The sequence below is a fragment of the Rhizobium sp. YIM 134829 genome (assembly GCF_046546455.1).
Genome location: NZ_JBKHKI010000004.1, coordinates 72,018 through 97,254 on the forward strand (window position 1 = coordinate 72,018; position 25,237 = coordinate 97,254).

The window sequence follows — 25,237 nt, forward strand, 5'->3', positions numbered from 1 at the left end:
GAAATCTGGGCAATCCGACGAGGCGACTTTGCATGACGACGATCTCGCCGGGAGACCGGCAACTTCTTGATCTTCTGGCCGAGAATGCCCGCATGCCGGTGGCAACGCTGGCGCGCCGGCTGGGCCTGTCACGCACGACCGTTCAGGCGCGGCTGGAGCGGCTGGAGGCGAGCGGCGTGATCGCCGGCTATGGCGTTCGTCTGTCGGAAGAGGCCGAGCATGGCATCGTCAAAGCCCATGTGCTGATCACGCTTGCCGCCAAGGCGCTGCCCCGTGTGACGCGCGATCTCGATGCGCTGCGCGAAGTGCGTGTGCTTCATTCGGTCAGCGGCAGCTTCGACCTGATCGCCATCCTCGCCGCCCCGTCGATCCGCGCGCTCGACAGTGTCATCGACCGCATCGGCAGCCTCGACGGCGTTGAAAAGACCCTCTCCTCGATCATCCTCTCAACGCGGATCGACCGGTAGACGCGCAGCGCCGTCACGACCGGAAGCCAGGACAAGGTTGGGAACGAGAGCATGGAAAAAGCCGCAGCGCGGGCGCGCTACGGCTTCGATCTGAGCGTGGAAATCGCTTGAATTACTTGGCGGACTTGGCGCGCTCGATCGCCTCGACGATCAGCTGGCGGGCAACGCCGGAATCCTTCCAGCCGAAGATCTTGACCCACTTGCCGGGTTCGAGATCCTTGTAGTGCTCGAAGAAATGCTCGATCTGCTGAAGGGTGATCTCCGGCAGGTCGGTATATTCCTTCACCTTGTCGTAGCGCTTGGTCAGGTGATAGTTCGGCACGGCGATCACCTTCTCGTCCTTGCCGGAATTGTCTTCCATCATCATCACGCCGATCGGGCGGACATTGATGACGCAGCCGGGGACCAGCGGGCGAGTGCTGGCGATCAGCACGTCGATCGGGTCGCCATCGTCGGACAGCGTATGGGGAACGAAGCCGTAATTGCCCGGATAGGTCATGGGCGTATAGAGGAAGCGGTCGACCACCAGGGTCCCGGCGTCCTTATCCATTTCATACTTGATCGGATGGCCACCGACGGGAACTTCGACGATGACGTTGATATCTTCCGGCGGGTTCTTTCCAATCGAAATTGCATCAATACGCATGAGGGCCCCATAGATGGCGGATTTGGACTGCAGGTGCGATAAAGGGAAAAAAGGTGCGGCGCAATATGCGGGTGCCGCGGCAATCAAGGAATCTCACGAATTGGTCAACGCGCGGCGACTGAGCGGCTTGCCGCTCAATCCCAGACATAGCCGATCTTCTTGAGCTGCGTATTGCCGAAATCCTCCATGCCCTCGCAAATGTCGCAGCCCCCGGCCATGCGGAAGAAGCGGTCTGCGATGTGGCAATCCTCCAGGCACCAGACCACCAGGCCGCGGCAGCCGAGCGAGCGTAGCAGGCCATGCGCTTCGCCGAACAGCAGCCGCCCAAGCCCAATGCCCTGATATTCCGGCCTCAGATAGAGCTCGTAGATCTCGCCTTCCTGGGGAAGGGCGCGGGCACGGCTGAGGCCGACGGTCGCATAGCCGGCGATGACGCCGGCGACCTCGGCGACCAGCAGAGTTGCCGGGCCACGCGTCGCCTTGCGCCACCAGCGCGCATCGCGCCGGTCGACCATCTCGTTCAGCGGTTTGTGAGGAATAAGACCGGCATAGGCCTGTAGCCAGGATTGGCGGTGGACCTCCGATACTTCGGCGGCGTCTTTCGGCTCGGCATAGCGAACCTCGATCGACAGGGTCTTCATCGCCCAAACCTTCCATTCCGTGGTGCCACGGCTCTGAACCTCTTTGGCATCAAGAGGCGAATTGAAGGAATGTTAACGCAGTCTTAACGGCTCCGACAAGCGTCAAAAGGAGACCGGGCGCCGACGCGCACAGAAACACACCGACTGGGAAAAGGCGGTGGCGGACGGAACTTTCCACAAGGTTAAGACGTTTGAGAGCGTTGGATCTCGAAACACGTGTCTGCGCGCCGCTCTCCGGCGCCCACGTCCGGATCCGATCGGAGCAGCCGCGAGGGTCGTTTCCGTCGATTGAATGTCAGATAGGGCGTCGCGCGTGCAGGTCAAGCCAAAGACGGTTCAGCTGCAAATCCCCGGGTTCATCGGGCGGGCGCCTGTCGCCGACTTTGTTCTTCCTTCCCGTTTCGTCCATTCCCGTTTTGCAATGCCCGGATGCGCATCCGGCGCCCGCCATGGAGCTCTCTCATGAAAAATCTTTCGGCAGATCGTCGCATGATCAAGATCGCCATGGCGGCCCCCTATCTGGAGCGCGGCGAGGAGCAGGAACTCGCGCAGGCCTGGAAGGACAACCACGACCAGGAGGCGCGCAACAAGATTGCCATGGCCCATATGCGGCTTGTCATTTCGATGGCTGCCAAGTTCCGCCACTTCGGCCTGCCGATGAGCGACCTTGTCCAGGAGGGTCATATCGGCCTCTTGGAGGCCGCGGCACGGTTCGAGCCGAGCCGCGACGTACGGTTCTCCACCTATGCCACCTGGTGGATTCGGGCGTCGATGCAGGATTACGTGCTGCGCAATTGGTCGATCGTGCGCGGCGGGACGTCGTCGGCGCAGAAGGCGCTGTTCTTCAATCTGCGTCGGCTCCGCGCCAAGCTTGCGCAGGGCAACCGCCAGCTGACCGCCCGCGCCGTGCATGAAGAGATCGCCACCGCGCTCGGCGTCAGCCTTGCCGATGTCCAGACCATGGATGCCCGGCTGTCCGGCAGCGATACCTCACTGCAGGCGCCGATTTCCTCCGGCGATTCCGACAGCGGCGAGCGGCTCGACCTTCTGGCCTGCGCGGCGCCGCTGCCTGACGAGCAGGTCACCGACATGATCGATCAGGAGCGCCGTCGCACCTGGCTCGGCCATGCCTTGGAAAGCCTCAACGATCGCGAAATGAAGATCATCCGCGCCCGCCGTTTGTCCGAAGACAGCGCGACGCTGGAGGAGCTCGGCGCCGATCTCGGCATTTCCAAGGAGCGCGTGCGCCAGATCGAAACCCGCGCTCTCGAAAAGCTGAAAGTGGCCCTGGTCGCCCAGGCGCCGGAGCTGGCGCTGACGGCGCACTGACTCCGACGAACGGAATGCCCCACCTCATCAGGCCCGCCGCAATGGCGGGCCTTTTCGCATATGTCGTCGCTGTTATTCCGCGATGATCTTGACGCGGTCGCCGGTGCGCAGCGGCGTTGCGATCTGCAGGTCATTGATCAGGCGGAAGAGGTCGAGCTTGCGGTCGGTCCCCATCATGCGGGCAGACAGCGTCGCCGCCGTATCGTTGGCCCCAACGGTGACCACCCGGATACGCAAGGGTTTCAGCGAGGCAACTTCCTGCGGCGTCATGCGGCGGAAAGAGGCGCGAAGAATGTCCGCCGTCGGCTCCAGCACCGGCATGTCCTTGGGTACCGCGGTCAGGAAGCGATAGATCTGGCTGTCGATGCGGATGACGGTGACATCGAAGTCCCAGCGCTCGGCCGAGGCCCGCGCCGTTGCCGCCTCGAGCCCATTGATATCGATCGCATGGATCGTGTCCGGCTGCAGCCCCGTCACCCAGCCGCTGCCGATGTAGTCGGTCAGGCTGCGTCGTTCGGTATCGGCAACGCCGTCGAAGCGAATGGCGATGTCGCCGGGCCCGGTCGCCAGAACCGCCTCGGCCTTGTTGTCGATGCGGAAGCCCTCGGGCACATCGAAGCGGATGCCGAGCTTGCCATGCAAGAAGGTGCGGCCGCGCACATAGCCCTCCTGGGGGCTGTCGCCGAACAGCAGGCCGTCGATACCGTCGAGATAATAGTCGCGTCCGCGATCGCCGACCGCGCCCTCGACGCCGAAAGCGCGGGCATGGCGGCGGGCGAGATCGACGCGTTGGGGCGCGCTCGGATGGCTCGACAGGAAGTCGAGGCTCTGGTCGGCATCGGGATCGACCGAGGAGAAGCGCGCATAGGCGGCCATCGCATCGAGGAAGCGCGCCGCGGCATAAGGGTCATAGCCCGCTTCGCCCAGCATGCGCACGCCGATCACATCGGCCTGGAGCTCCTGGTTACGCGAGAAGGCGGCGAGCCGCAGCTTGCCGCGCGCCAAGGCCTGCTTGCCGGCGAGATCGCTGGACAGGACCTCGGAAACGACGCGGCTGGCGATCACCTCGGCCTCTTCACGCTGCTGGCGCTGGATGCCATGGTTGGCGGTGACATGCGCCATTTCGTGCGAGAGCACGGCGGCGACTTCCGAGGCGTCATTGGCAAGCGCCAGCAAGCCGCGGGTGACATAGAGATAGCCGCCGGGCAGCGCGAAGGCATTGATCGCCGGGGAATTGAGGATGGTGATCCGATAGGACTGGTTGGGGTTTTCCGAGACCGCCGTCAGGGCGCCGGTGATGCGGGCGACGAGGCGTTCGGTCTTCGCGTCCTTATATTCCCCGCCATAGCTCGCCACGATTCGCGGATGCTCGCGCGCGCCCATCTGCGCCCGGGGATCGTTCTTCTGTACTTCGTCGACGATCTGCGGCGTGGAGGAGGGGGCGACGCTCGGCTCGTAGCTCTGGTCGAGCGCCGTCGTGCAGCCCGCAAGCGTCAGCAGCGAGAGACCGGCGAGCAGCCGGGCGGACCGGCGCAGGGCCGGAGTCGGCGCCGGGGGGACGTTCCCCGCCTCTCCAATCCTCTGCTTGCGGACGCTCCGCCTGGTCTCGATCATGCCTTCAGCCCATGTCCCGCTCAGCGCGCCCGGATCGCCTCTGCGCCGTCTGTCTGTCGCCCGTTTTGCAAGGCTCTCCGCTTAACGGATTCGCGGGACCGATGAACAGCGTCCTGTGTTGAAATTCTTGCCGCGTTGTGGAACGGCAACGCGGTTCCCGTCGCCGGCCTTCGCGGGTGCCACAGGCCGGCGGTCAAATTGTGGCGGAAGGAGCTTCGCGAAGGGGATCGACTGGAGCCTTGCCCAAAAAGCGCGCCACCTCCGGCGGATCGCGCCGGGCGAGGAAGGCGGTGGCGGGCTCATGCAGCAAGATCTTACCGTCTGCGATAAAGACCACCTCGTCGGCGAGCGACGCCACATCGTCGGGCTGATGGGTGACGAGCAGGGTCGTCAGCCCTTCGCGGCGGTGGAGCGCCTGAATCAGGCCGGCCATGTCCCGACGCAGGCCGGGATCGAGGGCCGCGAAGGGCTCGTCAAGCAGAAGGATCGGCCGGCGCCGCACCAGGGCGCGAGCGAGCGCCACCCTTTGCCGCTCCCCGCCCGAGAGGGTCGGCGGCCGGCGTTTTTCGAAGCCTTCGAGCCCGACGGCTGAGAGCGCTGCCGCGATCCGCACCCGGTCATCCGCCGTCAGCCGCAAGGCGGGATGAATGCCGAGGCCGACATTGGTGGCGACATCGAGATGGGCGAAGAGATTGTGGTCCTGGAAGACGATCGAGACAGGCCGGTCCGCGGGTCCCGCGGCGGTCAGGTCCTGGCCGGAGAAGAGCACGCGGCCGCTCTCCGGCGCCTCGAAGCCGGCGAGAAGGTTGAGCAGGGTCGATTTGCCGGAGCCGGACTGCCCGACCACCGCCACCAGCCGGCCGGGCGACACCGCCATGTCGAAGTCGAGAGTGGTCGGGCCGAAACGGATGCGGGTCTGGTCGAGGGCGAGGGCCGGGCCAAGGACAGGTCGGGTCATCGAAGAGCGATCTCGCGGCGCGGCGTGCCGGCCATGGTGAGCAGGAGGCAGACGAGGCCGAGCAGCAGCGCGAGCCCCGCCGCATCGAGCGTCCGGTAGGAGCCCATGCGGCTGAAGAGCAGATAGGGCAGGGTCACGACCTCGTTGGATCCGAAGATCGCCACCGCGCCGAGATCGCCGAGCGAGAGGGCCGCGGCGAAGGAGAGCGCCATGGCGAGCGGACGGGCGAGCACCGGCGCATCGATCCACCGCAGGCGGCTCCAGCCGGCCATGCCGAGACTGTCGGCCAGGCGCGCGGTTCGTGCCGCATGGGTCGCAAGGGCCGGAGCGAGGATGCGGGCGACGAAGGGCAGGGCCATCAGCGCATTGATGGCGACGATGATCACGGGCGCGTAGCGCGCGACGTCGCCGGTAGGCCGGAGCGCCAGGAACCAGCCGGCGCCGAGCACCACCGGCGGCACCAGAAGCACGAGCGAGGTGGCACCCGACACGGCGGCGCTGAAAAGCTTTGCGGCATCGAGCCTGGAAGGCTGGCGGCTGCGCCGCGCGATCAGCGCGAGCCGGGCCTGCAGCATGAAAAAGGTGAGGAGGACCGACAGAATCGAGGAGGCGGTGGCGATGGCGAGGCTGGTGAGCAATGCGCGATGGACCGCCGGATCGAGCGCGAGGCGGACGAGATCGGCGCGCAGCCCGGCGATGAGAACCGCCAGCATCGGGCTGGCAACGAAGAGCGCAGCGAGCGCAATGACGCCGGCATCGCCGAGGCGGGAGGGAAGGCCGGCGCCATCGAACCGGCGCGGCACGCGGCCGCTTGTCTCGGACTCGGCCGGCTGCGATCCCAGGAGGGTGAAAGCCAGGAGCAGGAGTGCGGTTATGGCCAGCTGCAGTCCTGCCAGGGCGATGGCGCGCGGCAGGTCGAAATCGAAACGCAGGGCCTGATAGATCGCGACCTCGATCGTGCTGGCCGCCGGTCCACCGCCGAGCGTCAGCACCAGGGTGAAGCTGGTGACGCAGAGCATCAGGATCAGCCCGGCAATCCCCGGCATCAGCGCCCGTAACACCGGCCCTTCGACGAAGCGCAGCAGCGACAGGCGCGACAGGCCGAGATTGGCGCCGAGCAGGAAATATTCGCTGGGGATCCGGTCGAGCCCGGCCACCATCAGCCGCACGGCAAGCGGCAGGTTGAAGAAGACGTGGGCGAGCAGGATGCCTTGCAGCCCATAGACGGTCAGCGGACGCCCGAAGCCGAGGATATCGAGAAGCGTGTTCGCCGCGCCCTGCCGGCCCCAGATGCTCAACAGGCCGAGCGCACCGACCAGCGCTGGCAGGCCGAGCGGCAGCGCCAGCAGCCGCAACAGCCAGATGCGGCCGGGGAACTGCCGGCGCCGGGCAATCGCCAGGGCGACCGGAATCGCCAGGAGCACCGAAAGAGCCGTGGAAAGAACGGCCTGCAGCAGAGTGAAGCGGGCGGCGTTCAGCACATAGGCATCGATAAGCGGTCGGCTGTCCTCTCTTAGGCCGCCTTGGCTGATGCCGGAGGCAAGGCCGAGCGCAAGCGGAGCGGCAATGACGAACACGCCGATCGCCGCCAGCGCCGCCAGACCCGACAGGATGGTCAGCCGGCGGCGCGGACCGGCGCGGGCCGCCGGGGCTGTCGGCGCTCGATCCAAGGACCTCAGCTCCGGCTCATGGCCGCCAGCCACTCGTCCACCCAGGCCTTGCGGTTCTTCGCCACGTCATCAGAGGGGATCAGCAGGGTCTTTTGCGGAGCGACGAGCTTGGAGAAGGCATCAGGCAGCGGCGCCGCGGGGGTCGCCACCGGCATCATCCAGTTGGTCACCGGCAGGATGGTCTGAGCCTCGGCGCCGGTCAGATAGGCGAGGAAGGCCTTGGCGAGCACCGGGTCATGGCTGGACTTGGTCAGGCCCGCCACCTCGATCTGGATGTAATGGCCCTCGGAGAAGGCGGCGGCCTGGTAGCGCTCGGTCTTTTCCTCGACCATGTGATAGGCGGGCGAGGTGGTGTAGGAGAGCACCATCGGCGCCTCGCCCTTGGTGAACAGGCCATAGGCCTCCGACCAGCCGGGGGTGACCGTCAGCACGCGGTCCTTCAGCTTCGCCCAGGCGGCGGGTGCGGCATCGCCGTAGACCGCCTTGACCCAGAGCAGCAGGCCGAGACCCGGCGTCGATGTGCGCGGATCCTCGATCACGATCTTCTGCGAAGCGTCACCCTCGACCAGCTCCTTGAGGCTTTTCGGCGGCGTCTTGAGTGTCTCGGTGTCGTAGACGAAGGCGAAATGACCGTAGTCATAGGGCAGGAAGGTGTCGTCGGAGAAATTGCCCGGTACCTTCAGTTCAGCCGCCTCGACGCCATGCGGCGCGAAGAAGCCGGTCTCCTTGGCCTCCGCCACCAGATTGGTATCGAGCCCGACCACGACATCGGCCTTGGAGGCAGTGCCCTCGAGCTTCAGCCGCGTCAGAAGCTCCACGCCATCGGCAACCGAGACGTAATCGACCTTGCAGTCGCACGTCTTCTCGAAGCCGGCGGCGATCTTCGGACCGGGGCCCCATTCGCTGGTGAAGCTCTCATAGGTGTAGACGGTCAGCCGCTTCTCCTGCGCCGCGGCCGAGCCCGTCGCGAGAGTGATGGCCAGGACGGGGGTGAGAGAGTGGGTTAGAAAGGTCAGCCATCTACTGCGCATCGCACATCTCCTTCTCGGTTCGATTTCACAAGGGGAAAGAGCGGCGGTGTGCCGTGCCGTCTAATCCCTCCGCCGGTGTTAGCCGGATCAGGTTCCGCGGGTTGGCCAGCTGGCCTCTCAGCCTTTCCATCATCCGAAAGGCACCCCGTTAGAGCAGAGCGAGATGTAGCTGCGGCGCGGGCGCTTGACAAGATCGCGCTTTGCCTTTGCCCTTTGCTCTGGGCAGCGCTTCGCGCTATGGCGATGCCATGACCGACAGCCCCTTCGTCATTCTCCTGGGCGGCACGCTCAGCGTGACCGACCGGCTCCGCGCAGAGATCGCCGGCGCACGCGTGATCGCCGCCGATGGCGGCATGCGCCATGCGGCGGCACTCGGCCTGACGCCGGAGGTGTGGATCGGCGATTTCGATTCGAGCTCCGAGGCGCTGAGCGCCGCCTATGCCGGCGTGCCGCGCGAGCCCTATCCGCCGGCCAAGAACGAGACGGATGGCGAGATCGCCGTCGCCGAAGCGATCGCCCGCGGCGCCCGCCGGCTGATTCTCGCCGGAGCTCTGGGGGGCGAGCGCAGCGATCATGCGTTGATGCATCTGCTGCACGCGGTAGAGCTTTCCGAGCGCGGCTACGAGGTGATGCTCACCAGCGGCGAGGAAGAGGCCTATCCATTGCAAGATGGCAGGCTGTCGGTCGATCTGCCGCCGGGCAGCCTGTTCTCCGTTTTGGGGCTCGATCCGCTGAAAGGCCTGTCGATCGATGGTGCCCGTTATCCGCTGTCCGCCTTCGATCTGCCCTTCGGCGCATCGCGGACCATTTCCAATGTGGCGGAGGGGCGCGTGACCCTGACGCTTGAGGCCGGCCGCGCGCTGCTGCTCGCCCGGCCCTTTGATATGACGGGAGCCTGACCATGGCACCACCCATTCTGAAACTCGACGACATCGTGCTCACCTTCGGCGGTACGCCGCTGCTTGACGGCGCCGGCCTGCAGCTGGAGCCGGGCGAGCGCCTCTGCCTGGTCGGCCGAAACGGGTCGGGCAAGTCGACCCTGCTCAAGGTGGCGGCCGGCATGGTGGAGCCGCAATCGGGCGAGGTCTTCCGTCATCCCTCGGCAACGGTGCGCTATCTCGAACAGGCGCCGGATTTCGGCGCGCATCGCACCGTGCAGGCCTATGCCGAATCGGGCCTCGGCCCGGGGGATGATCCCTATCGCGTCGCCTATCTCCTCTCGCATCTTGGGCTGACCGGCGAAGAGGATCCGGCCTCGCTTTCCGGCGGCGAGGCGCGCCGGGCGGCGCTCGCCCGCGTCATGGCCCCGGAGCCGGATATTCTCTTGCTCGACGAGCCGACGAACCATCTCGATCTGCCGACCATCGAATGGCTAGAAGGCGAGCTCCTGAAGACGCGCTCGGCGCTGATCCTGATCTCGCATGACCGGCGCTTCCTCGAGAAGGTCTCGACCGCCACCGTCTGGCTCGATCGCGGCCGCTCGCGCCGGCTCGACCGCAGCTTCGCCTTTTTCGAGGCCTGGCGCGACGAGGTGCTGGAGGCCGAAGAGCTGGAGCAGCACAAGCTCGGCAAGCAGATCGAGCGGGAGGAGCACTGGCTGCGCTATGGCGTGACGGCACGGCGCAAGCGCAACATGCGCCGGCTCGGCGCGCTGCAGGATCTGCGCGGCCAGTATCGCGGCCACAAGGGTCCGCAAGGCACCGTGCAGGCGAGCCTCTCCGATGCGCAGGAATCCGGCAAGCTGGTGATCGAGGCGGAGAAGATCACCAAGCAGTACGGGCCGCGCACCATCGTCGCGCCCTTCTCCATCCGCGTCCACCGCGGCGATTGCATCGGTCTGGTCGGGCCGAACGGGGCGGGCAAGACGACGCTGTTGAAAATGCTCACAGGCCAACTGACGCCGGACGAGGGCAGCGTCAAGCTGGGCACCAATCTGGAGATCGCGACGCTCGACCAGCGCCGCGAGGACCTCGACCTCGAGTCCTCGCTCGCCAACTACCTGACCGATGGACGCGGCGAGACGCTGCTTGTCAATGGCGAGCAGCGTCATGTCACCGGCTATATGAAGGAGTTCCTGTTCCAGCCCGAACAGGCGCGCACGCCGATCAAGAATCTCTCCGGCGGCGAGCGGGCGCGGCTGATGCTGGCCCGTATCCTGTCGCGGCCAACCAATCTTCTGATCCTCGACGAGCCGACCAACGACCTCGACATCGAGACGCTGGATCTGCTGCAGGAAATCGTCGCCGGCTTCGCGGGTACGGTCATCCTCGTCAGCCACGACCGCGACTTCCTCGACCGGACAGTGACCTCCACCATCGCCCCCGCCGACCCGACCACGCCGGACGGGCGCTGGATCGAATATGCGGGCGGCTATTCCGACATGATGGCCCAGCGCAAGGGCGCGGCGGAGGAACGCAGGCGGGCGGAGAAGAGCGAGAAGGCGAGGGTGGCCGAGGCCTCCCCCGCGGCCAAACCTTCCGCGGGCGGAAAGGGCAAGCTTTCCTTCAAGCAGAAGTTCGCGCTCGAGACCATTCCGAAGGAGATGGAGAGGGCCGAAGCCGAGATCGCCAGGCGCGAGACCGAAATGGCCGACCCGGCGCTTTTCGCCAAGAACCCGACCCGCTTCGCCACGCTTGCCAAGGAGCTGGAGACGCTGCGGGCCCGCATCGAGGCGATGGAGCAGGAATGGCTGGAACTGGAAATGCTCCGGGAAGAGCTTGAGGGGTAGCTGGGGCCGGCTTTGCGGCGCGCGGCGCTGAGAGCCGTCAGGCCTCCGCTCCGCTCGGGATCGCGCCACGTCCTTCGACCACTACCGACTGCGGAACTGGCGCCGTGCGTCGCGACCAAAGCACCATTCCCACAAACAGGATCGGCACCAGCACCGCGATCATGAGCCCCTGGCGGTTGGGAATGTGCAGGATCAACGGCCAGAGATAGGTAAGCGCCAGCAGCGGGCGTGGCAGGCGTGGGTCGGTCAGGAAGAAGCAGGCCGCGGCGACCGAAAGCGGCACCGCATCATAGGAATAGCCGTAGGGCGTGGCGATCAACGTCAGAACGGCGGTCAGGCAGGCGCGCTGCCGGTGGTCCATGGCAAAGCACGGGCGCCAGATCCAAATGCATGCGAGCGCGGCCGCTGTGAAGGCCATGGCCTGGCAAAGATAGGCCCAGCCGAGGCTGAGCCCGAGTGCGCGGGCGAGGATGAAGACCGTCATGGCATTGACCTGATAGCCCTGTGGAAACTCCGCCTCCAGGATCGCCGTCATCAGCGGGCCGGTTTTCGTGAAGAAGGCGGACCAGACCTCGAAACCCCAGAAGAGTCCCGTCAAAAGCGCCATCGCCGCGCCGGTCACGGCCGCCGCGGCGATGGCGCGGTACTGGCCGGAAACGAGAAAGCAGAGGGGAAGGAGCAGGCCAAGATGCGGCTTGATCGTCAGCAGCCCGGCCAGCACGCCGGCAAGGATCGGCCGGGTCGGCAGGAGGATCAGGGCGCCGAGCAGCAGGGCGGCGGTCAGGCTGCCGTTCTGGCCGAACAGGCTGGTCGCGAGCGCGCCGGGGCTGACGAGAAGCGCGACTGTCACGAGCGGTGGCAGGGCGAAGAGGCGCAGCATCGCGTAGAGGCAGGCGAGCGTGCCGAAGGTCCAGATCCCATAGGCGAGTGGCAGCGGCAGGAGCGAGAGCGGCACGCCGATGAGCAGGATCGAGGGCGGATAGCTCCATTCCTGGTCCGGTAAGCCGCTGCCGAACCAGGCCCGCAGCGCGGCGCGATAGATCTCGGGATCGAAGATCGCATCGACCCGCCCTTCGACCGCCAGTCGCCCGCCGGCCCAGAGGTTGGAAAAGTCCCAATAGGGCAGGCGGCCGGACAGGAGGGAATAGCCGTCCGGCCCGATGGTCCAGAGCCGGATCTGATAGAGGGCCGCGAGCATCAGGCCGACGAGCGCGGTGGCGGCGGCGATCCGCATATCGGTTCTGTTGCGCATGCCGGCCTGTCCTCCGTTGTCTCAGCGCAGCCTAGAAGTGCGCGCTTAACAACCGATTGAGGACCGGATGGCGGCCTATCGGGCGCCGATGCGAAAGGCAGTGGTCGGTCGGGCGGGCGGTGCCTCGTCGCGCCCTGCCGGCCCGCCTTCCGGATCGAGCGCCTGAAGATGGAGCACCCGCGGCGACAGTGCCTTTCTGTAGGTGTCCGACCGGCCGATATAGATCATCGCCGTCTCGGGCAGTGCCGTCAGAAGGCCGGTCACCTTCACCTTCCAGTCCGGCTCCATGCCCTCGAACACTTCCTCGAAGATCGCGAAGCGCGGCCGCTTGAGCAGCAGCCGCGCGATCGGGATCGTCTTCTGCTCCTCCGCGCTCAAGACCTTTTCCCAGCGCGCCCGGGTGTCGAGCTTGGGGACGAGGTGGCCCAGGCCGGCCTTGTCCAGGACTGCTGCGATGTCGTCGGCAGCATAGCTGTCGGCAGGGTCGGGGAAGGCCAGCGCATCGCGCAGCGTGCCATCCGGAATATAGGCTGTCTGCGGCAGAAACATCATGTCGTCCTGCCGCGGCAGGCCGATCCGGCCGCTGCCGCAGGGCCAGAGCCCGGCCAGCGCCTGGAACAGCAGCTTGCGGTTCACATGATGGTCGCCATTGACCATGATCCGCTCGCCGGGCCGGATCTCCACTGCCGTTTCCACGAAGCGGAAGCCGCCCGCCAATTGCGGATCGGCATCGACGGCATTGGCGATCTCCACCTCGTCGAGCGTCAGCGTGTCCTCAGTCTGGCGGTAGAGGATGGCGCGCTCCGGCTGGAACTCCTCCTCCATGTCGGTCAGTGTCTGGCGGAAATCGGTGACGCGCATCAGCGTCGCCCGCCATTCGGCGATGGCCGCGAAATTGGCGACATACCAGCGCAGCGCGGTGTTCACCTGGTTGAAGGCGCCGATCGACATCATCAGCTGGCCGAAGCTCAGGCCGCCCGAGAAATAGGCGGGCGCCGCGACGATGATCGGCACCACGACCACTGCCCAGCCATAGCCGGCGGACACCCAGGTGAGGTTGGTATTGGCAAGCGCCAGCCGCTTCATCACCTGCAGCACGGCGGTGATGCTTTCGCCGATCCGATGGCGCTCGCTTTCTTCGCCGCCGACGACGGTGATGGCCGGCATGCTTTCGCTGGCATGCATGAGCGAGAAGCGGAGCTCCGCCTCGCGGGAGGAACGGTCGGCATTGATCCGGACCAGCTTGCGCCCGACGATGCGGCTCAGTATCGAGGCCGAAGCCGCATAGAGCACCGCTGCCCAAACCATGTAGCCGGGAATGGAGAAGCTGTGGCCGGAGAGGTGAAAGACGAAGCCGCTCGACAGGTCCCAGAGCACGCCGATGAAGCTGACGAGCAGGATGGTCGCCTGGATGAGACCGAGCGTCAGCCCGGTCGTGCTTTCGGCAAGCGTACGGGCATCCTCATGCAGGCGCTGGTCGGGATTGATGCCGATCAGCCCGCGGGAGGAAAGCCGGAGCGCGCGCTTGCGCGTCAGCCATTGATCGACGAGGTCGCGCGTCAGGCCTTCGCGCATGTAGAGCGCGGTCATCTGGTTCAGCCAGGCCTGAACGACATTGAGCAACAGCAGGATGCCGGCGATGAGCGCGAAGATTTCGAGCTGATGGAAGAATTCCGGCAGGTCGCGCCGCTGGATCGCGTCGAAGAAAGGGGCGTTCCACTCGTTGAGGATCACCGTCATATAGGCGGTGGCGAGGATGATCAGGATCAGCAGCGAGCCGAGCCCCAACACCTTCAGGCGGACCTTGGATGCCCAGAAGGCCTGCATCATCACGCCCAGCCGATAGGTGAGGCTGAGATCGAGCGCCCCGCCGTCGCGGGCGGCGCGGCGCGTTTCGCGCTTCAGCCTGTCTTCCGCCAGAACGGCATCGGATGCACCTGTGGCGCCGCTGCCTGCCCCTTCATCTGCCATCGATCATTCCCACGCGTCATACTCCTCCCATACATGGGTACGCCCAGTGTCCCTGGATAGTTTCAACCGACCATTAATTCAGCGACAGCTTGCGCCAACATGCCCTCCTGAAAGGCATGTTGATTAAATTTCGGTAGAGGATTAGAAAAAGCGGGTTCCGTGGTGATTTGGCCGGCCGGCTTGCAGCCACGTTAAATAAGTCGCTAAAGGGCCGTGGGCGGCCGCCGAGCCGTTCCGCAGCGCTTTCGGCCGGCTCTCTATGGAACCGGTGAGAGACGATGCCCATCAAGATCCCCGATACGCTCCCCGCCTTTGAGACCCTTGTCCAGGAAGGCGTGCGGGTCATGACCGAAACGGTCGCGATTCGGCAGGATATCCGTCCCCTGCAGATCGGGCTTCTCAACCTCATGCCGAACAAGATCAAGACCGAGGTGCAGATGGCCCGTCTCGTCGGGGCCTCGCCGCTGCAGGTGGAGTTCACCCTGATCCGCCTCGGCAGTCACCGCGCCAAGAATACGTCGGAAGATCATCTGCTTGCCTTCTACGAAACCTTCGAGGAGGTGCGCGGCCGCAAGTTCGATGGGCTGATCATCACCGGCGCGCCGGTGGAGACGATCGCCTATGAAGAGGTGACCTATTGGGACGAGATGAAGGAGATTTTCGACTGGTCGCACAAACATGTCCATTCGACGCTCAACATCTGCTGGGGAGCGATGGCGGCGATCTACCATTTCCACGGCGTGCCGAAACATGCGCTGAAGGAGAAGGCCTTCGGCGTCTATCGCCACCAGAACCTCAACCCGTCCTCGGTCTATCTCAACGGCTTCTCGGACGACTTCCATGTGCCGGTGTCCCGGTGGACCGAGGTGAGGCGCGCCGATATCGAGCGGGTGCCGGGCTTGGAGATCCTGATGGAATCCGAGCAAATGGGCGTGTGTCTTGTGGCAGAACGGGCCGGCAATCGGCTCTATATGTTCAACCATGTCGAATATGATTCGACATCGCTGGCGGACGAGTATTTCCGCGATGTCGAGGCCGGCGTGCCGATCAAGATGCCGCACGACTATTTCCCGCATAATGATCCGCAGCTGCCGCCGCAGAATCGCTGGCGCAGCCATGCGCATCTCTTCTTCGGCAATTGGATCAACGACATCTACCAGACGACGCCCTACGATCTCTCCGAGATCGGCAGCGGGCGCTGAAACCTTCGCTCCCGCGAACTCCTGTTGCGGCGGCGGGCGAAATGCAGCAGTTTGCCGCTGCCCGCGGTTGCGGGCCGTGAAGGCAGTGAAGGAGACGGGGAATGAGTGACGGCAGCGCAAACGAGGTGTTCGGGCATCTGCCTTCCGGCGAGGCGGTGCACCGCATCCGCATCAGCGGCGGGGGCCTTACGGCTTACATCCTCACCTGGGGCGCAGTCATTCAGGATCTTCGGCTCGACGGCCACCAGCCGCCGCTGGTGCTGGGCTTCGAGACCTTCGAGAACTATCGCCTGCATTCCCCCTACTTCGGCGCCGTACCCGGTCGCTGCGCCAACCGCACGGGCGGCGGGCGCTTCTCGATCGACGGAACGACGTACCAGCTGGAGCTCAACGAGAAGGGCGTCACCCATCTGCATGGCGGGAGCGACGGCACGGCCAAGCGGCTCTGGACGCTCGCCGTTCAGAGCGAGGATAGCCTGACGCTGACGATCACCGATCCGGATGGCCGGGCCGGCTATCCCGGCAATTGCGAGATCAGCTGCACCTATCGCCTCTCCGGCGAAGGCGTGCTGACGGTGAGCTACACAGCCGAGACCGACCTGCCGACCATCGCCAATCTCTGCCAGCACAGCTATTTCAACCTGGATGGCGGTGCGAGCGCGCTCAACCACGACATCATGATCGCGGCCGACCACTATCTGCCGACCGACGAGCGGCAGGTGCCGACCGGCGAGGTGGCCTCGGTCGAGGGCACGGTCTTCGATTTGCGCGAGATGACCTCGATGAAGCGCCAGACCGAGGGCGACAAGGTCCTCTACGACCACAATTTCTGCCTGTCGCGCGAGCGCCAGGTCAAGCGCTCGGTTGCCTTCGTGCGCAGCGTGGATTCCGGCGTGTCGCTGGAGGTGCGCACCACCGAGCCCGGCATCCAGTTCTATTCCGGCTGGAAGCTCAACGTGCCTGTTCCCGGCCTCGAAGACCGCCCCTACGCCGCCTTTGCCGGCTTCTGCCTGGAAACCCAGACCTGGCCCGACTCCATCAACCACGAAGGCTTCCCAAAGGCGATCCTGCGCCCCGGCGAGGTCCTGCGGCAGGAGACGGATTATGTGTTTATGCGGAGTTGAGGGCGCGAACTGTTTGATATGCGTTTGCGCCGGTCATGCAGCCGGAGGCCAGAAGCCTACTCCTTGTGCTTATCAAACAGCGCTTTGACGATGATTGCCGCCAAAGTAATAATTTGCGCCAAGTTTTGGATGAGCAGGCTTGGTAACAGCCACTGATAGGGCTTGAAGTCCCAAATTCCCGTTCCGACCAACGCGAGGAGGCCCGACTGGAAAAGGATCATCCAGGCCATGGCAATCATTACGAAGATCGACCATCGGCCCTTATGGTGATGATGCGCTTGGAATGCCTTCAAGCGAGCATACGCCATCTGGCGATCGAGAGCAGCAAGCTCATCTTGCCGTTGAATCTTTTCTTGCTGCCGCTCGGCTTCGGCCAATGCCGCATTGTCGGCGGACGGCTCATGACCGCTCTGGACGCGAATTTCCTCTAGCAGCTAAATGACGGAAGGCGCTTGTTTTTCGCTCATCGCTTCAAGCGATATTCCATCATTGTGCGGGATACGCCGAAGACATCGGCAAGCGCCGAGACAGGGGCGCCTTTCACTGGTTCAAGAAGATGATCCGGAACCAGCAGGTTTGCTGCGAAGGCATTGGCCTCCCGTTCGAAGGCGTTGTTCTCGTCTGGCTTTTGAAATCGAGGTAGGACTGGATATCGTTCGGGATCGGCGAGAAATGCATCGCGGTGGAGCAGCCAATGGCCCAACTCATGCGCGATCGTGAACATCTGACGCGTAGTGGAGTCGTCGCGATTCACGTAGAGACGCGCTGCTTGAAAGTCGCAGAAGCCAGCGATGTTCTCTCGAAAGCGTCCCAAATCCGAAAAGAGCACATTCACGCCGTTCTGCTCGGCAATTTCAATGACGGGTATCGAGGGAGCCGAGTAGATCTTTGTCAGGCGGTCAGCCTCAGCTTTCGCAGCTTTATAGTTCGGAAGATCGGATTCCGTCATCGCCATGCGCATTTCAGGCTCTCCTTCACCGTTGACGATTCGGATGATCTACCTTGAGGAGTTTGGCTGGGGCAGGAATGGCATCATAATCGCTGAGAATGCCATCGGTAAAGTGATGGCAGACGGGACCACTGTCGCAACCAAATGAGCTGCGCTGAGGACCGACGTTCCGAAGAGGAGAAACTGGAGCGGGTGAAGCGATTCGAACGCTCGACCCCAACCTTGGCAAGGTTGTGCTCTACCCCTGAGCTACACCCGCTCGTAAACCGCGGCCTGGGGTAAGTGGTGGCCGGGGGCGGCGCCGTTGTTGCGGCGACGGGCGCTATATGGACCAGCGGATTTTCAAATGCAACAGGGAAAATTCCGACCCGGCAGAATTTTTGACAGCTGCATGAAGGTGGGCACGCAGAGGCGCAAGCAGGCGCGGTCTGCGCCGCAGCTGCGATTGTCTGCGATTGGCAGAGCGCCTAAGCAGAATGACAGGACCGGCATGGAGGATGTGATGAGCGGCGAGATGGACGATGATCGGCTGGAGACGGCGGGAGACGGGGCGGGGGGTGAAGTGCAGGCCGGCGCGACAGGCGGCGCAAAGCCGCCGCTGACGGAGGCCGAACTCTTCGCCTTCCTCGACCGACTCGGCATCGCCCACACCACCAAGCGCCATGCGCCGGTCTTCACCGTCGCCGAATCGGTGGCGCTGCGCGACGAGATCCCCGGCGGGCACACGAAGAACCTGTTCGTGAAGGACCGCAAGGATCGCTATTTCCTGCTGACCGTCGAAGAACATGCGGTCGTGGACCTCAAGACTGTGCACACGCTGATCGGCGCCTCGGGCAAGGTCTCCTTCGGCAAGCCGGAGGCGCTGATGGACCTGCTCGGCGTGGTGCCGGGCTCCGTCACCGCCTTCGGCGTCATCAACGATCGGGCAAACAAGGTGACCCTGGTGCTCGATGCCGATCTCATGGCCGAGGAGATCGTCAACTGCCATCCGCTGCGCAACGACGCGACGACGTCGATCGCCAGCAAGGATCTCATCCGCTTTGCCGAAGCGACGGGCCACGCGCCGCTTGTCTTGAAAGTCACTGCCTGACATACGATCTTCATCGCGAAAAGAGCCGGGTGGACGGACGTCCTTCAAGACCCGCGACAGGAGGACCTGATGAGCGGCAGCAATCCCTATGGTGGCAGCTTCGGCGGCCAGATGCGCGGCACGGCAAACTATGGCGCGGCGCCGGCAAAGCCCGCGTCCCAGGCGGCCCCTTCTGCGAAGACGACAGGCAAACCTGGCGACCTGATCAAGGACACGACGACGGCCGGCTTCACCGCCGATGTGCTTGAAGCCTCGCGCCAGCAGCCGGTTCTGGTCGATTTCTGGGCCCCCTGGTGCGGGCCCTGCAAGCAGCTGACCCCCGTGCTCGAAAAGGTCGTGCAGGAGGAAGGCGGGCGCGTGCTGCTCGTCAAGATGAACATCGACGATCATCCCTCGGTCGCCGGCCAGCTCGGCATCCAGTCCATCCCCGCCGTCATCGCCTTTTCGAACGGACGGCCGGTCGATGGATTCATGGGCGCCGTGCCGGAAAGCCAGATCCGCGCCTTCATCGAGCGCATCGCCGGCCCGGCGGTCGACGACCAGGCGGCCGAGATCGAGGCGGCGCTCGCCGAAGCCAAGGCGCTGAAGGAGGCGGGCGACCTGCAGAATGCCGCCGGTCTCTTCGCCTCGATCCTCCAGGTCGATCCGGACAACATTGGCGCACGCGTCGGTTTGGCCGAGGTGATGATCGAGACCGACGGTCTTGCCCAGGCGCGCGAGCTTGTCTCCGACCTTCCCGAGGAGCAGGCTGCCGACCCTGCCATCCAGGCCGTGCTGAAGCGGCTCGACCAGATCGACGAGGCGCGCAAGCTCGGCGATCCGCGCGCGCTGGAAGCAACGCTCGCCGCCGATCCCGACGACCACGCTGCCCGCATGAAGCTTGCCAAGATCCGCAATGTCGAAGGCGATCGCCACGCCGCGGCCGACCATCTCCTGACCATTATGCGCCGCGACCGCAGTTTCGAGGATGACGGCGCGCGACGGGCGCTGCTCGAGTTCTTCGATGTCTGGGGCGCGGCCGATCCGGCAACGCTCGCCGCCCGCCGCAAGCTCTCCGCCATCCTCTTCTCCTGAGGGCGCGCACGGGCGGCCAGACCGGCCGCCCGTGCGAGACTCTCTTGAGATTCATGACGAATGCTCCATGTCTTGAAGACCAGTCGCCGGGGCCTGTCATGCGCCCCTGGCCGCCCGGATGGGGAGGATCACGCGAAATGCAGGTCGGGAATGCGCGGTATTTGAGGCCGCAGGATCTGCCGGATGTGGTTCCGGTGTTCCCGCTCACCGGGGTGCTCCTGCTCCCCGGCGCACAGCTGCCGCTCAATATCTTCGAGCCTCGCTATCTCGCCATGTTCGACGATGCGCTGCGTGGCAACCGGCTGATCGGCATGATCCAGCCCTCGCTGACCGAGCCGCGCGACGAAAGCCCGCATGCGCCCCCGCCGGCGCTGTGCCAGGTCGGCTGCGTCGGCCGCATCACCTCCTTCGCGGAAATGGAGGATGGCCGCTACATCACCTCGCTCACGGGCGTCTGCCGCTTCCGCCTGTTCAACGAGGCGCCGACCGTCAAGGGCTACCGCAATTTCCATATCGCGCCCTTTGCCGGCGATCTGACGGCGAGCGAGGACGAGACGCAGGTCGACCGCGCCGCGCTGCTCGGCGCCTTCAAGGCCTATCTCGACACCAATTCGCTGGAGGCGGACTGGGAGAGCGTCGAGCGGGCCGGCAATGTGACGCTGGTCAATTCGATGGCGATGATGCTGCCCTATGGTCCGGCGGAAAAGCAGGCGCTGCTGGAAGCGCCGGATCTGAAGACCCGTGCCGACACGCTGATCGCCATCACCGAAATCGTGCTTGCGCGCGACTTCGGAACAGGCGAAACCACGCTTCAATAGGGCTCGCCGGTACGGGGGATGACGATGGAAGAACGGATGCGGCGGGTCGATCCCAAGCTTCTGGAGCTTCTCGTCTGCCCGCTGACCAAGGGCCGGCTCAGCTATCATCCGGAAGACCAGGAGCTCGTCTCCGAGCGCGCGCGGCTCGCCTATCCGATCCGCGACGGAATCCCGATCATGCTGATCTCGGAAGCCCGCAAGATCGAAGACTGACCGTCCCGCCGCTCAAGCGCCCGTCAGATCGGCTTGCCGGCAAGGAGCCGCGGGTCGCGGTCCGAGGCAAGACCGGCGGCCTGGCGGATGAAGAAGGATTTGAGTGCCGGCATGCGATCGACCAGCCCGAGCCCGAAATCGCGCAGCGCCCTCACCGGCGCGACATCGTTGGAGAAGAGCCGGTTCAGCACATCCGTGGTGATGCCCATGCGCACCGTGTCGAAGCGCCGCCAGATCTGATAGCGCTCCAGCACGTCGATCGCGCCGATATCGAGACCGAGCCGGTCGGCCTCGACAATCGTTTCGGCCAGCGCCGCCACGTCCTTGAAGCCGAGATTGAGCCCCTGACCGGAGATCGGGTGGATTCCATGGGCGGCATCGCCGCAGAGCGCGAAGCGCGGCTTGACGAAGTCGCGGGCAATCGTCAGGCCCAGCGGGAAGGCGCGCCGTCCACCGACCACCTTCAGCGCGCCGAGCTTGTAGCCGAAGCGACGCTCGAGCTCGGCTTCGAAGATCAGGTCATCGCTCTCCACCAGCCGCGTGGCATCCTCGGTTCGCTCGGTCCAGACGAGCGAAGAGCGGTTGCCGGGCAGCGGCAGGGTGGCGAAGGGGCCGGCCGGCAGGAAATGCTCCTCTGCCGTGCCGTCATGCGGCCTCTCATGCTCGACCGTCGTCACGATGCCGGACTGGCCATAGTCGAGCGTGACGGTTCGGATGCCGGCCACCTCGCGCAGACGCGAGCGAACACCGTCGCAGGCGACCAGCAGCCGCGTTTCGAGGCTCGAGCCATCGGCAAGCTTCAAGGCAACCGCGTGATCGCCGGTCGAAAATCCGGTGGCGGTCGTGGATGCGGTGATCGTCACGCCGAGTGCCTCGGCCTGTTCCCTCAGCGCGCCGACCAGCACGACATTGGGCACCATATGGGCGAATGGCTCTGCCGGGGCCTCTAGCGTCCCTGCGGCGCCTTCGAAAGTCAGGAAGACCGGGCGCACGGGATCGGCGGTGCGCGAATCGGTGATGACCATGCGCCGGATCGGTTCGGCCTGGGGCTCAATCTTATCCCAGACGCCAAGCACGGCGAGCATGCGGCTGGCGGCCGCGGCAATGGCGGAGGCCCGCTGGTCTCCCCGCCAAGCTCCATCCGGGGCGCCGTCGATCAGGCGAACATCGAGATGCGGCGCCGCCTTTTTCACGGCAACGGCAAGGGAGAGCCCGACATAGCCACCGCCTGCCACCAGAAGATCGATCATCGGTTCCGTCCTTCGCCTGCCGCTCGGCCCTGACATCCTGCAAGGCCCTTGAGCATTTCTGGCTTCCATATAGATCATGAGCGGCCCGCTTCCTACCGCCGGAGACCGCGAGAATGCCCGAGGGGACCCCGACTGCTCAGCCGATGGACGTGCTTCTCAAGACGCTCGACCTTGAAAAGCTGGAAGAGAATCTGTTCCGCGGCCGTTCGCCGCAGGTCGGCTGGCAGCGGGTCTTCGGCGGTCAGGTGATCGGCCAGGCCCTGGTGGCCGCCCAGCGCACCGTCGCGGCCGATCGCTTCGTGCATTCGCTGCACGCATACTTCATGCGGCCGGGCGACCCCTCCGTGCCGATCGTCTATGATGTCGACCGGATCCGCGATGGCGGCAGCTTCACCACCCGTCGCGTCGTCGCCATCCAGCATGGAAAGGCGATCTTCGCGCTCTCCGCCTCCTTCCAGGTGGAGGAAGACGGATTCGAGCACCAGATGCCGATGACGGAGGTGGTGCCGCCGGAGCAGCTCTTGGACGAGAAGGGGCTGAAGGAGGCCTTCCTCGCCAAGGCACCGGAGGCGATTCGCCTCTATTGGGAGCGCCCGCGGCCGATCGAAATCCGCCCGGTCTCGCTCACCCATTATTTCTCGCGCGACAAGCTCGAGCCCGCCCAGCAGGTCTGGGTGAAGGCGGTGGGGGCCGTGCCGGAAGATCGGGCCCTGCAGGCCGCCGTGCTTGCCTATCTCTCCGACATGACGCTGCTCGACACGGCACTTTATGCGCACGGCACTTCGATCTTCGACCGCAGCCTTCAGGTGGCGAGTCTCGATCATTCCATGTGGTTTCATCGCCCCTGCCGGCTCGACGACTGGCTGCTGTACAGCCAGGACAGCCCAAGTGCAGGCGGCGCCCGCGGCCTGACGCGCGGCAGCCTGTTCGATCGCGCGGGCCGCCTCATCGCCTCCGTCGCCCAAGAGGGCCTGATTCGGAAAAAGGCAACTGCCGAATAACCGGGCAATTTTCTAATTTTGCCGAAATCTTAGTCATAACTTCTGGCCAATTTTTAACGTTTTCCAAGCCGCGACCCCGGGATTGCGGCCTTTTTGCGTTCTTTCGCAGCCCTCATCGACTTGGCACGCCCCTTGAATAGAGAGGATCGGTCGTTGGGGGATTTGGCGCATCGGCCAGAGACGGCGGCCGCGCCGCAGATGAACAAGGATGGGAAACCAATGAAAATTGTGATGGCTATTATCAAGCCGTTCAAGCTCGATGAGGTTCGCGAAGCGCTCACCGCCGTCGGCATCCAGGGCCTGACCGTGACGGAAGTGAAGGGCTACGGCCGGCAGAAGGGGCACACCGAAATCTATCGCGGCACCGAATATGCCGTCAGCTTCCTGCCGAAGCTCAAGATCGAGATCGCTGTCGCCTCCGAACTGGTCGACAAGGCCGTCGAAGCCATCGCCTCGTCCGCCAAGACCGGCCAGATCGGCGACGGCAAGATCTTCGTCTACTCGATTGACCATGCCGTGCGCATCCGTACCGGCGAAACCGATTCAGAAGCGCTGTAAATCGCGGCCGCCAGAGGGAGCTTTACTCGATGACATCACTGAAATTTTCGACCTCGCTTGCCCGGATGGGCGCTGCCGCGGCAGCCGTCCTCGCTCCGGTCGTCGCCTTCGCCCAGGATACGGCCGCTCCGGCCGCCGCTGATGCAGCTTCAGCTGCAGCCGCTGCCGCGCCGGCCATGACGGTCGACAAGGGCGACACGACCTGGATGCTTCTGTCCTCCGTCCTCGTCCTCCTGATGATCGTGCCCGGCCTCGCGCTCTTCTACGGCGGTCTCGTGCGCGCCAAGAACATGCTGTCCGTCATGATGCAGGTCATGACGATCGCTGCCGTCGCCATGGTTGTCTGGGTGGTCTACGGCTATTCGCTCGCCTTCACCGATGGCGGCAGCCTCAACTCCTTCGTCGGCGGCTTCTCCAAGGTGTTCCTGGCCGGCGTCGACGTGACCACCATGTCGGAAAGCTTCACCAAGGGTGTGGCCATTCCGGAACTGGTCTTCGTCTGCTTCCAGATGACCTTTGCCGCCATCACCCCCGGCCTGATCATCGGCGCCTTCGCCGAGCGCATCAAGTTCTCGGCCGTGATCCTCTTCACCATCCTGTGGCTGACCTTCATCTACTTCCCGATCGCCCATATGGTCTGGTTCTGGGGTGGCCCGAGCGCCTACACCGCGCCGGCCGGCCTGATCTACGGCTTCGGCGCCATCGACTTCGCCGGCGGCACCGTGGTGCACATCAATGCCGGCATCGCCGGTCTCGTCGGCTGCATCATGGTCGGCAAGCGCACCGGCTTCGGCCGTGACATGATGGCCCCGCATTCGATGACGCTGACCATGGTCGGCACCTCGCTGCTGTGGGTCGGCTGGTTCGGCTTCAACGCCGGCTCCAACCTCGAAGCCAATGCCTATGCAGCGCTCGCCATGATCAACACCTTCGTGGCCACCGCGGCCGCGATCCTCTCCTGGTCGATCGCCGAGACCTTCACCCGCGGCAAGGCTTCCATGCTGGGTGCCGCTTCGGGTGCCGTCGCCGGCCTCGTCGTCATCACCCCGGCCGCCGGCTTCGTCGGCCCGATGGGCGCCGTCGTCATGGGCCTGATCGTTTCGCCGGTCTGCTACTTCTTCGTCTCCACGGTGAAGAACAAGTTCGGCTATGACGACACGGCCGACGTCTTCGGCGTTCACGGTATCGGCGGCATCATCGGCGCCCTGCTGACCGGCGTCTTCGTCAACCCTGCGCTCGGCGGCGCCGGCATCGTCGATTACTCGACCGCCGACTTCGCGGCTTCCTATGCCGGCACGGCCACCCAGGTCCTGGCCCAGGCCAAGGGCGTCCTCGTCACCCTCGTCTGGTCGGGCGTCGGCTCGGCGATCCTCTACAAGGTCGTCGACATCATCGTCGGCCTGCGCGTCCCGGTCGAAGCCGAGCGCGAGGGCCTCGACCTCGCCAGCCACGGCGAAGCGGCCTACCACTCGTAAGTCGCATCCATCTTGTTCAACCTCGAAAGGCCCGGCCCGCGCCGGGCCTTTCTTCGTCTGGTGGCCGGCGCAAGACAGTTCTGTTCGCCGCCATCGACACCGATTGCCTACCGGCATGCGCCTGCAGGGGTTGCATGGTTAATGGAGCTTTAACCCTCCCTGCATAGACTTCGGCC

24 protein-coding genes, 1 tRNA gene and 2 riboswitches are annotated in these 25,237 nt (G+C 64.9%); of the genes, 13 read left to right on the plus strand and 12 right to left on the minus strand.

The genetic code is table 11. The features are described from left to right. Positions 1-32 precede the first annotated feature (32 nt). Entirely contained in the window at positions 33-467 is a 435-nt protein-coding gene (locus tag ACLE20_RS09175) for an Lrp/AsnC family transcriptional regulator (RefSeq protein ID WP_410939973.1), read from the plus strand. 112 nt (positions 468-579) lie between these two features. Here ACLE20_RS09175 and ppa read toward each other — a convergent pair whose 3' ends face one another. Together ppa and ACLE20_RS09185 are read right to left on the minus strand one after the other, a co-directional pair. Continuing rightward, positions 580-1,113: an inorganic diphosphatase gene (ppa, locus tag ACLE20_RS09180; protein WP_410939974.1), complete on the minus strand. Its 534-nt coding sequence runs from the start codon at positions 1,111-1,113 to the stop codon at positions 580-582. Between the two features lie 134 nt (positions 1,114-1,247). Then, positions 1,248-1,754 carry a GNAT family N-acetyltransferase gene (locus tag ACLE20_RS09185; RefSeq protein ID WP_410939975.1) on the minus strand — a complete coding sequence of 169 codons (507 nt, stop codon included), beginning with the start codon at positions 1,752-1,754 and terminating at the stop codon, positions 1,248-1,250. A 462-nt stretch (positions 1,755-2,216) separates the two neighbouring features. Here ACLE20_RS09185 and ACLE20_RS09190 point away from each other — a divergent pair, with 462 nt between their 5' ends. After that, positions 2,217-3,083, plus strand: a complete 867-nt coding sequence (locus tag ACLE20_RS09190; RefSeq protein WP_410939976.1) for an RNA polymerase factor sigma-32 — start codon at positions 2,217-2,219, stop codon at positions 3,081-3,083. A gap of 72 nt (positions 3,084-3,155) precedes the next feature. On the opposite strand, the gene ACLE20_RS09195 is transcribed toward ACLE20_RS09190, so the two are convergent. The 4 genes from ACLE20_RS09195 to thiB form a co-directional block, all read right to left on the minus strand. Continuing rightward, complete coding sequence (locus ACLE20_RS09195) at positions 3,156-4,697, minus strand: M48 family metalloprotease (RefSeq protein WP_410939977.1); 1,542 nt, start codon at positions 4,695-4,697, stop codon at positions 3,156-3,158. A gap of 193 nt (positions 4,698-4,890) precedes the next feature. Beyond that, positions 4,891-5,655 (minus strand): ATP-binding cassette domain-containing protein, encoded by a 765-nt coding sequence (locus tag ACLE20_RS09200; RefSeq protein ID WP_410939978.1) that lies wholly within the window; start codon positions 5,653-5,655, stop codon positions 4,891-4,893. After that, positions 5,652-7,274 carry a thiamine/thiamine pyrophosphate ABC transporter permease ThiP gene (locus ACLE20_RS09205; RefSeq protein WP_410940221.1) on the minus strand — a complete coding sequence of 541 codons (1,623 nt, stop codon included), beginning with the start codon at positions 7,272-7,274 and terminating at the stop codon, positions 5,652-5,654. The genes ACLE20_RS09200 and ACLE20_RS09205 overlap by 4 nt, the downstream gene beginning before the upstream one ends. A 56-nt stretch (positions 7,275-7,330) precedes the next feature. Next, entirely contained in the window at positions 7,331-8,356 is a 1,026-nt protein-coding gene (gene thiB / locus ACLE20_RS09210) for a thiamine ABC transporter substrate binding subunit (protein ID WP_410939979.1), read from the minus strand. A gap of 47 nt (positions 8,357-8,403) precedes the next feature. After that, positions 8,404-8,514: riboswitch (TPP riboswitch) on the minus strand. Between the two features lie 90 nt (positions 8,515-8,604). Between thiB and ACLE20_RS09215 the strand changes: the two genes are divergently transcribed. Together ACLE20_RS09215 and ACLE20_RS09220 are read left to right on the plus strand one after the other, a co-directional pair. Next, positions 8,605-9,255, plus strand: coding sequence for a thiamine diphosphokinase (locus tag ACLE20_RS09215; protein ID WP_410939980.1), 651 nt, complete (start codon positions 8,605-8,607; stop codon positions 9,253-9,255). Positions 9,256-9,257: 2 nt separating this feature from the next. After that, positions 9,258-11,084 carry an ABC-F family ATP-binding cassette domain-containing protein gene (locus ACLE20_RS09220; protein ID WP_410939981.1) on the plus strand — a complete coding sequence of 609 codons (1,827 nt, stop codon included), beginning with the start codon at positions 9,258-9,260 and terminating at the stop codon, positions 11,082-11,084. 37 nt (positions 11,085-11,121) lie between these two features. On the opposite strand, the gene ACLE20_RS09225 is transcribed toward ACLE20_RS09220, so the two are convergent. Further along, on the minus strand, positions 11,122-12,336 hold the full coding sequence (locus tag ACLE20_RS09225; RefSeq protein ID WP_410939982.1) for a glycosyltransferase family 87 protein: 1,215 nt from the start codon (positions 12,334-12,336) through the stop codon (positions 11,122-11,124). Between the two features lie 75 nt (positions 12,337-12,411). Continuing rightward, the gene (locus ACLE20_RS09230; RefSeq protein WP_410939983.1) at positions 12,412-14,307 is read right to left on the minus strand and encodes an ABC transporter ATP-binding protein/permease; all 1,896 of its coding nucleotides are present in this window, start codon (positions 14,305-14,307) and stop codon (positions 12,412-12,414) included. Positions 14,308-14,456: 149 nt separating this feature from the next. Next, positions 14,457-14,534, plus strand: a riboswitch (SAM riboswitch). Between the two features lie 51 nt (positions 14,535-14,585). On the opposite strand from ACLE20_RS09230, the gene metA reads away from it, so the two are divergent. After that, a complete protein-coding gene (gene metA / locus ACLE20_RS09235; RefSeq protein ID WP_410939984.1) occupies positions 14,586-15,509 on the plus strand; it encodes a homoserine O-succinyltransferase in 924 nt (307 codons plus the stop codon). Between the two features lie 101 nt (positions 15,510-15,610). Continuing rightward, on the plus strand, positions 15,611-16,633 hold the full coding sequence (locus ACLE20_RS09240; RefSeq protein WP_410939985.1) for an aldose epimerase family protein: 1,023 nt from the start codon (positions 15,611-15,613) through the stop codon (positions 16,631-16,633). 56 nt (positions 16,634-16,689) lie between these two features. On the opposite strand, the gene ACLE20_RS09245 is transcribed toward ACLE20_RS09240, so the two are convergent. The 3 genes from ACLE20_RS09245 to ACLE20_RS09255 all read right to left on the minus strand — a co-directional run bounded on the left by ACLE20_RS09245 (position 16,690) and on the right by ACLE20_RS09255 (position 17,841). After that, a complete protein-coding gene (locus ACLE20_RS09245) occupies positions 16,690-17,010 on the minus strand; it encodes a hypothetical protein (RefSeq protein WP_410939986.1) in 321 nt (106 codons plus the stop codon). Between the two features lie 86 nt (positions 17,011-17,096). Further along, positions 17,097-17,594: an ImmA/IrrE family metallo-endopeptidase gene (locus ACLE20_RS09250; protein ID WP_410939987.1), complete on the minus strand. Its 498-nt coding sequence runs from the start codon at positions 17,592-17,594 to the stop codon at positions 17,097-17,099. Positions 17,595-17,766: 172 nt separating this feature from the next. Continuing rightward, positions 17,767-17,841: transfer RNA gene (locus tag ACLE20_RS09255), tRNA-Gly, on the minus strand. A 243-nt stretch (positions 17,842-18,084) separates the two neighbouring features. Between ACLE20_RS09255 and ACLE20_RS09260 the strand changes: the two genes are divergently transcribed. The 4 genes from ACLE20_RS09260 (at position 18,085) to ACLE20_RS09275 (ending at position 20,777) form a co-directional block, all read left to right on the plus strand. After that, positions 18,085-18,672 (plus strand): prolyl-tRNA synthetase associated domain-containing protein, encoded by a 588-nt coding sequence (locus ACLE20_RS09260; RefSeq protein WP_410939988.1) that lies wholly within the window; start codon positions 18,085-18,087, stop codon positions 18,670-18,672. 69 nt (positions 18,673-18,741) lie between these two features. Continuing rightward, positions 18,742-19,746: a thioredoxin gene (trxA, locus tag ACLE20_RS09265; protein ID WP_410939989.1), complete on the plus strand. Its 1,005-nt coding sequence runs from the start codon at positions 18,742-18,744 to the stop codon at positions 19,744-19,746. 137 nt (positions 19,747-19,883) lie between these two features. After that, positions 19,884-20,564: an LON peptidase substrate-binding domain-containing protein gene (locus tag ACLE20_RS09270; protein WP_410939990.1), complete on the plus strand. Its 681-nt coding sequence runs from the start codon at positions 19,884-19,886 to the stop codon at positions 20,562-20,564. A gap of 24 nt (positions 20,565-20,588) precedes the next feature. Beyond that, positions 20,589-20,777, plus strand: coding sequence for a Trm112 family protein (locus ACLE20_RS09275; RefSeq protein WP_323106546.1), 189 nt, complete (start codon positions 20,589-20,591; stop codon positions 20,775-20,777). Positions 20,778-20,800: 23 nt separating this feature from the next. On the opposite strand, the gene ACLE20_RS09280 is transcribed toward ACLE20_RS09275, so the two are convergent. After that, entirely contained in the window at positions 20,801-22,027 is a 1,227-nt protein-coding gene (locus ACLE20_RS09280) for a ubiquinone biosynthesis hydroxylase (protein ID WP_410939991.1), read from the minus strand. Between the two features lie 113 nt (positions 22,028-22,140). Between ACLE20_RS09280 and tesB the strand changes: the two genes are divergently transcribed. The 3 genes from tesB (at position 22,141) to ACLE20_RS09295 (ending at position 25,061) form a co-directional block, all read left to right on the plus strand. Next, complete coding sequence (gene tesB / locus ACLE20_RS09285) at positions 22,141-23,028, plus strand: acyl-CoA thioesterase II (protein WP_410939992.1); 888 nt, start codon at positions 22,141-22,143, stop codon at positions 23,026-23,028. 219 nt (positions 23,029-23,247) lie between these two features. Next, complete coding sequence (locus ACLE20_RS09290) at positions 23,248-23,586, plus strand: P-II family nitrogen regulator (RefSeq protein ID WP_410939993.1); 339 nt, start codon at positions 23,248-23,250, stop codon at positions 23,584-23,586. 29 nt (positions 23,587-23,615) lie between these two features. Continuing rightward, complete coding sequence (locus ACLE20_RS09295) at positions 23,616-25,061, plus strand: ammonium transporter (RefSeq protein WP_410939994.1); 1,446 nt, start codon at positions 23,616-23,618, stop codon at positions 25,059-25,061. Positions 25,062-25,237: the final 176 nt, after the last annotated feature.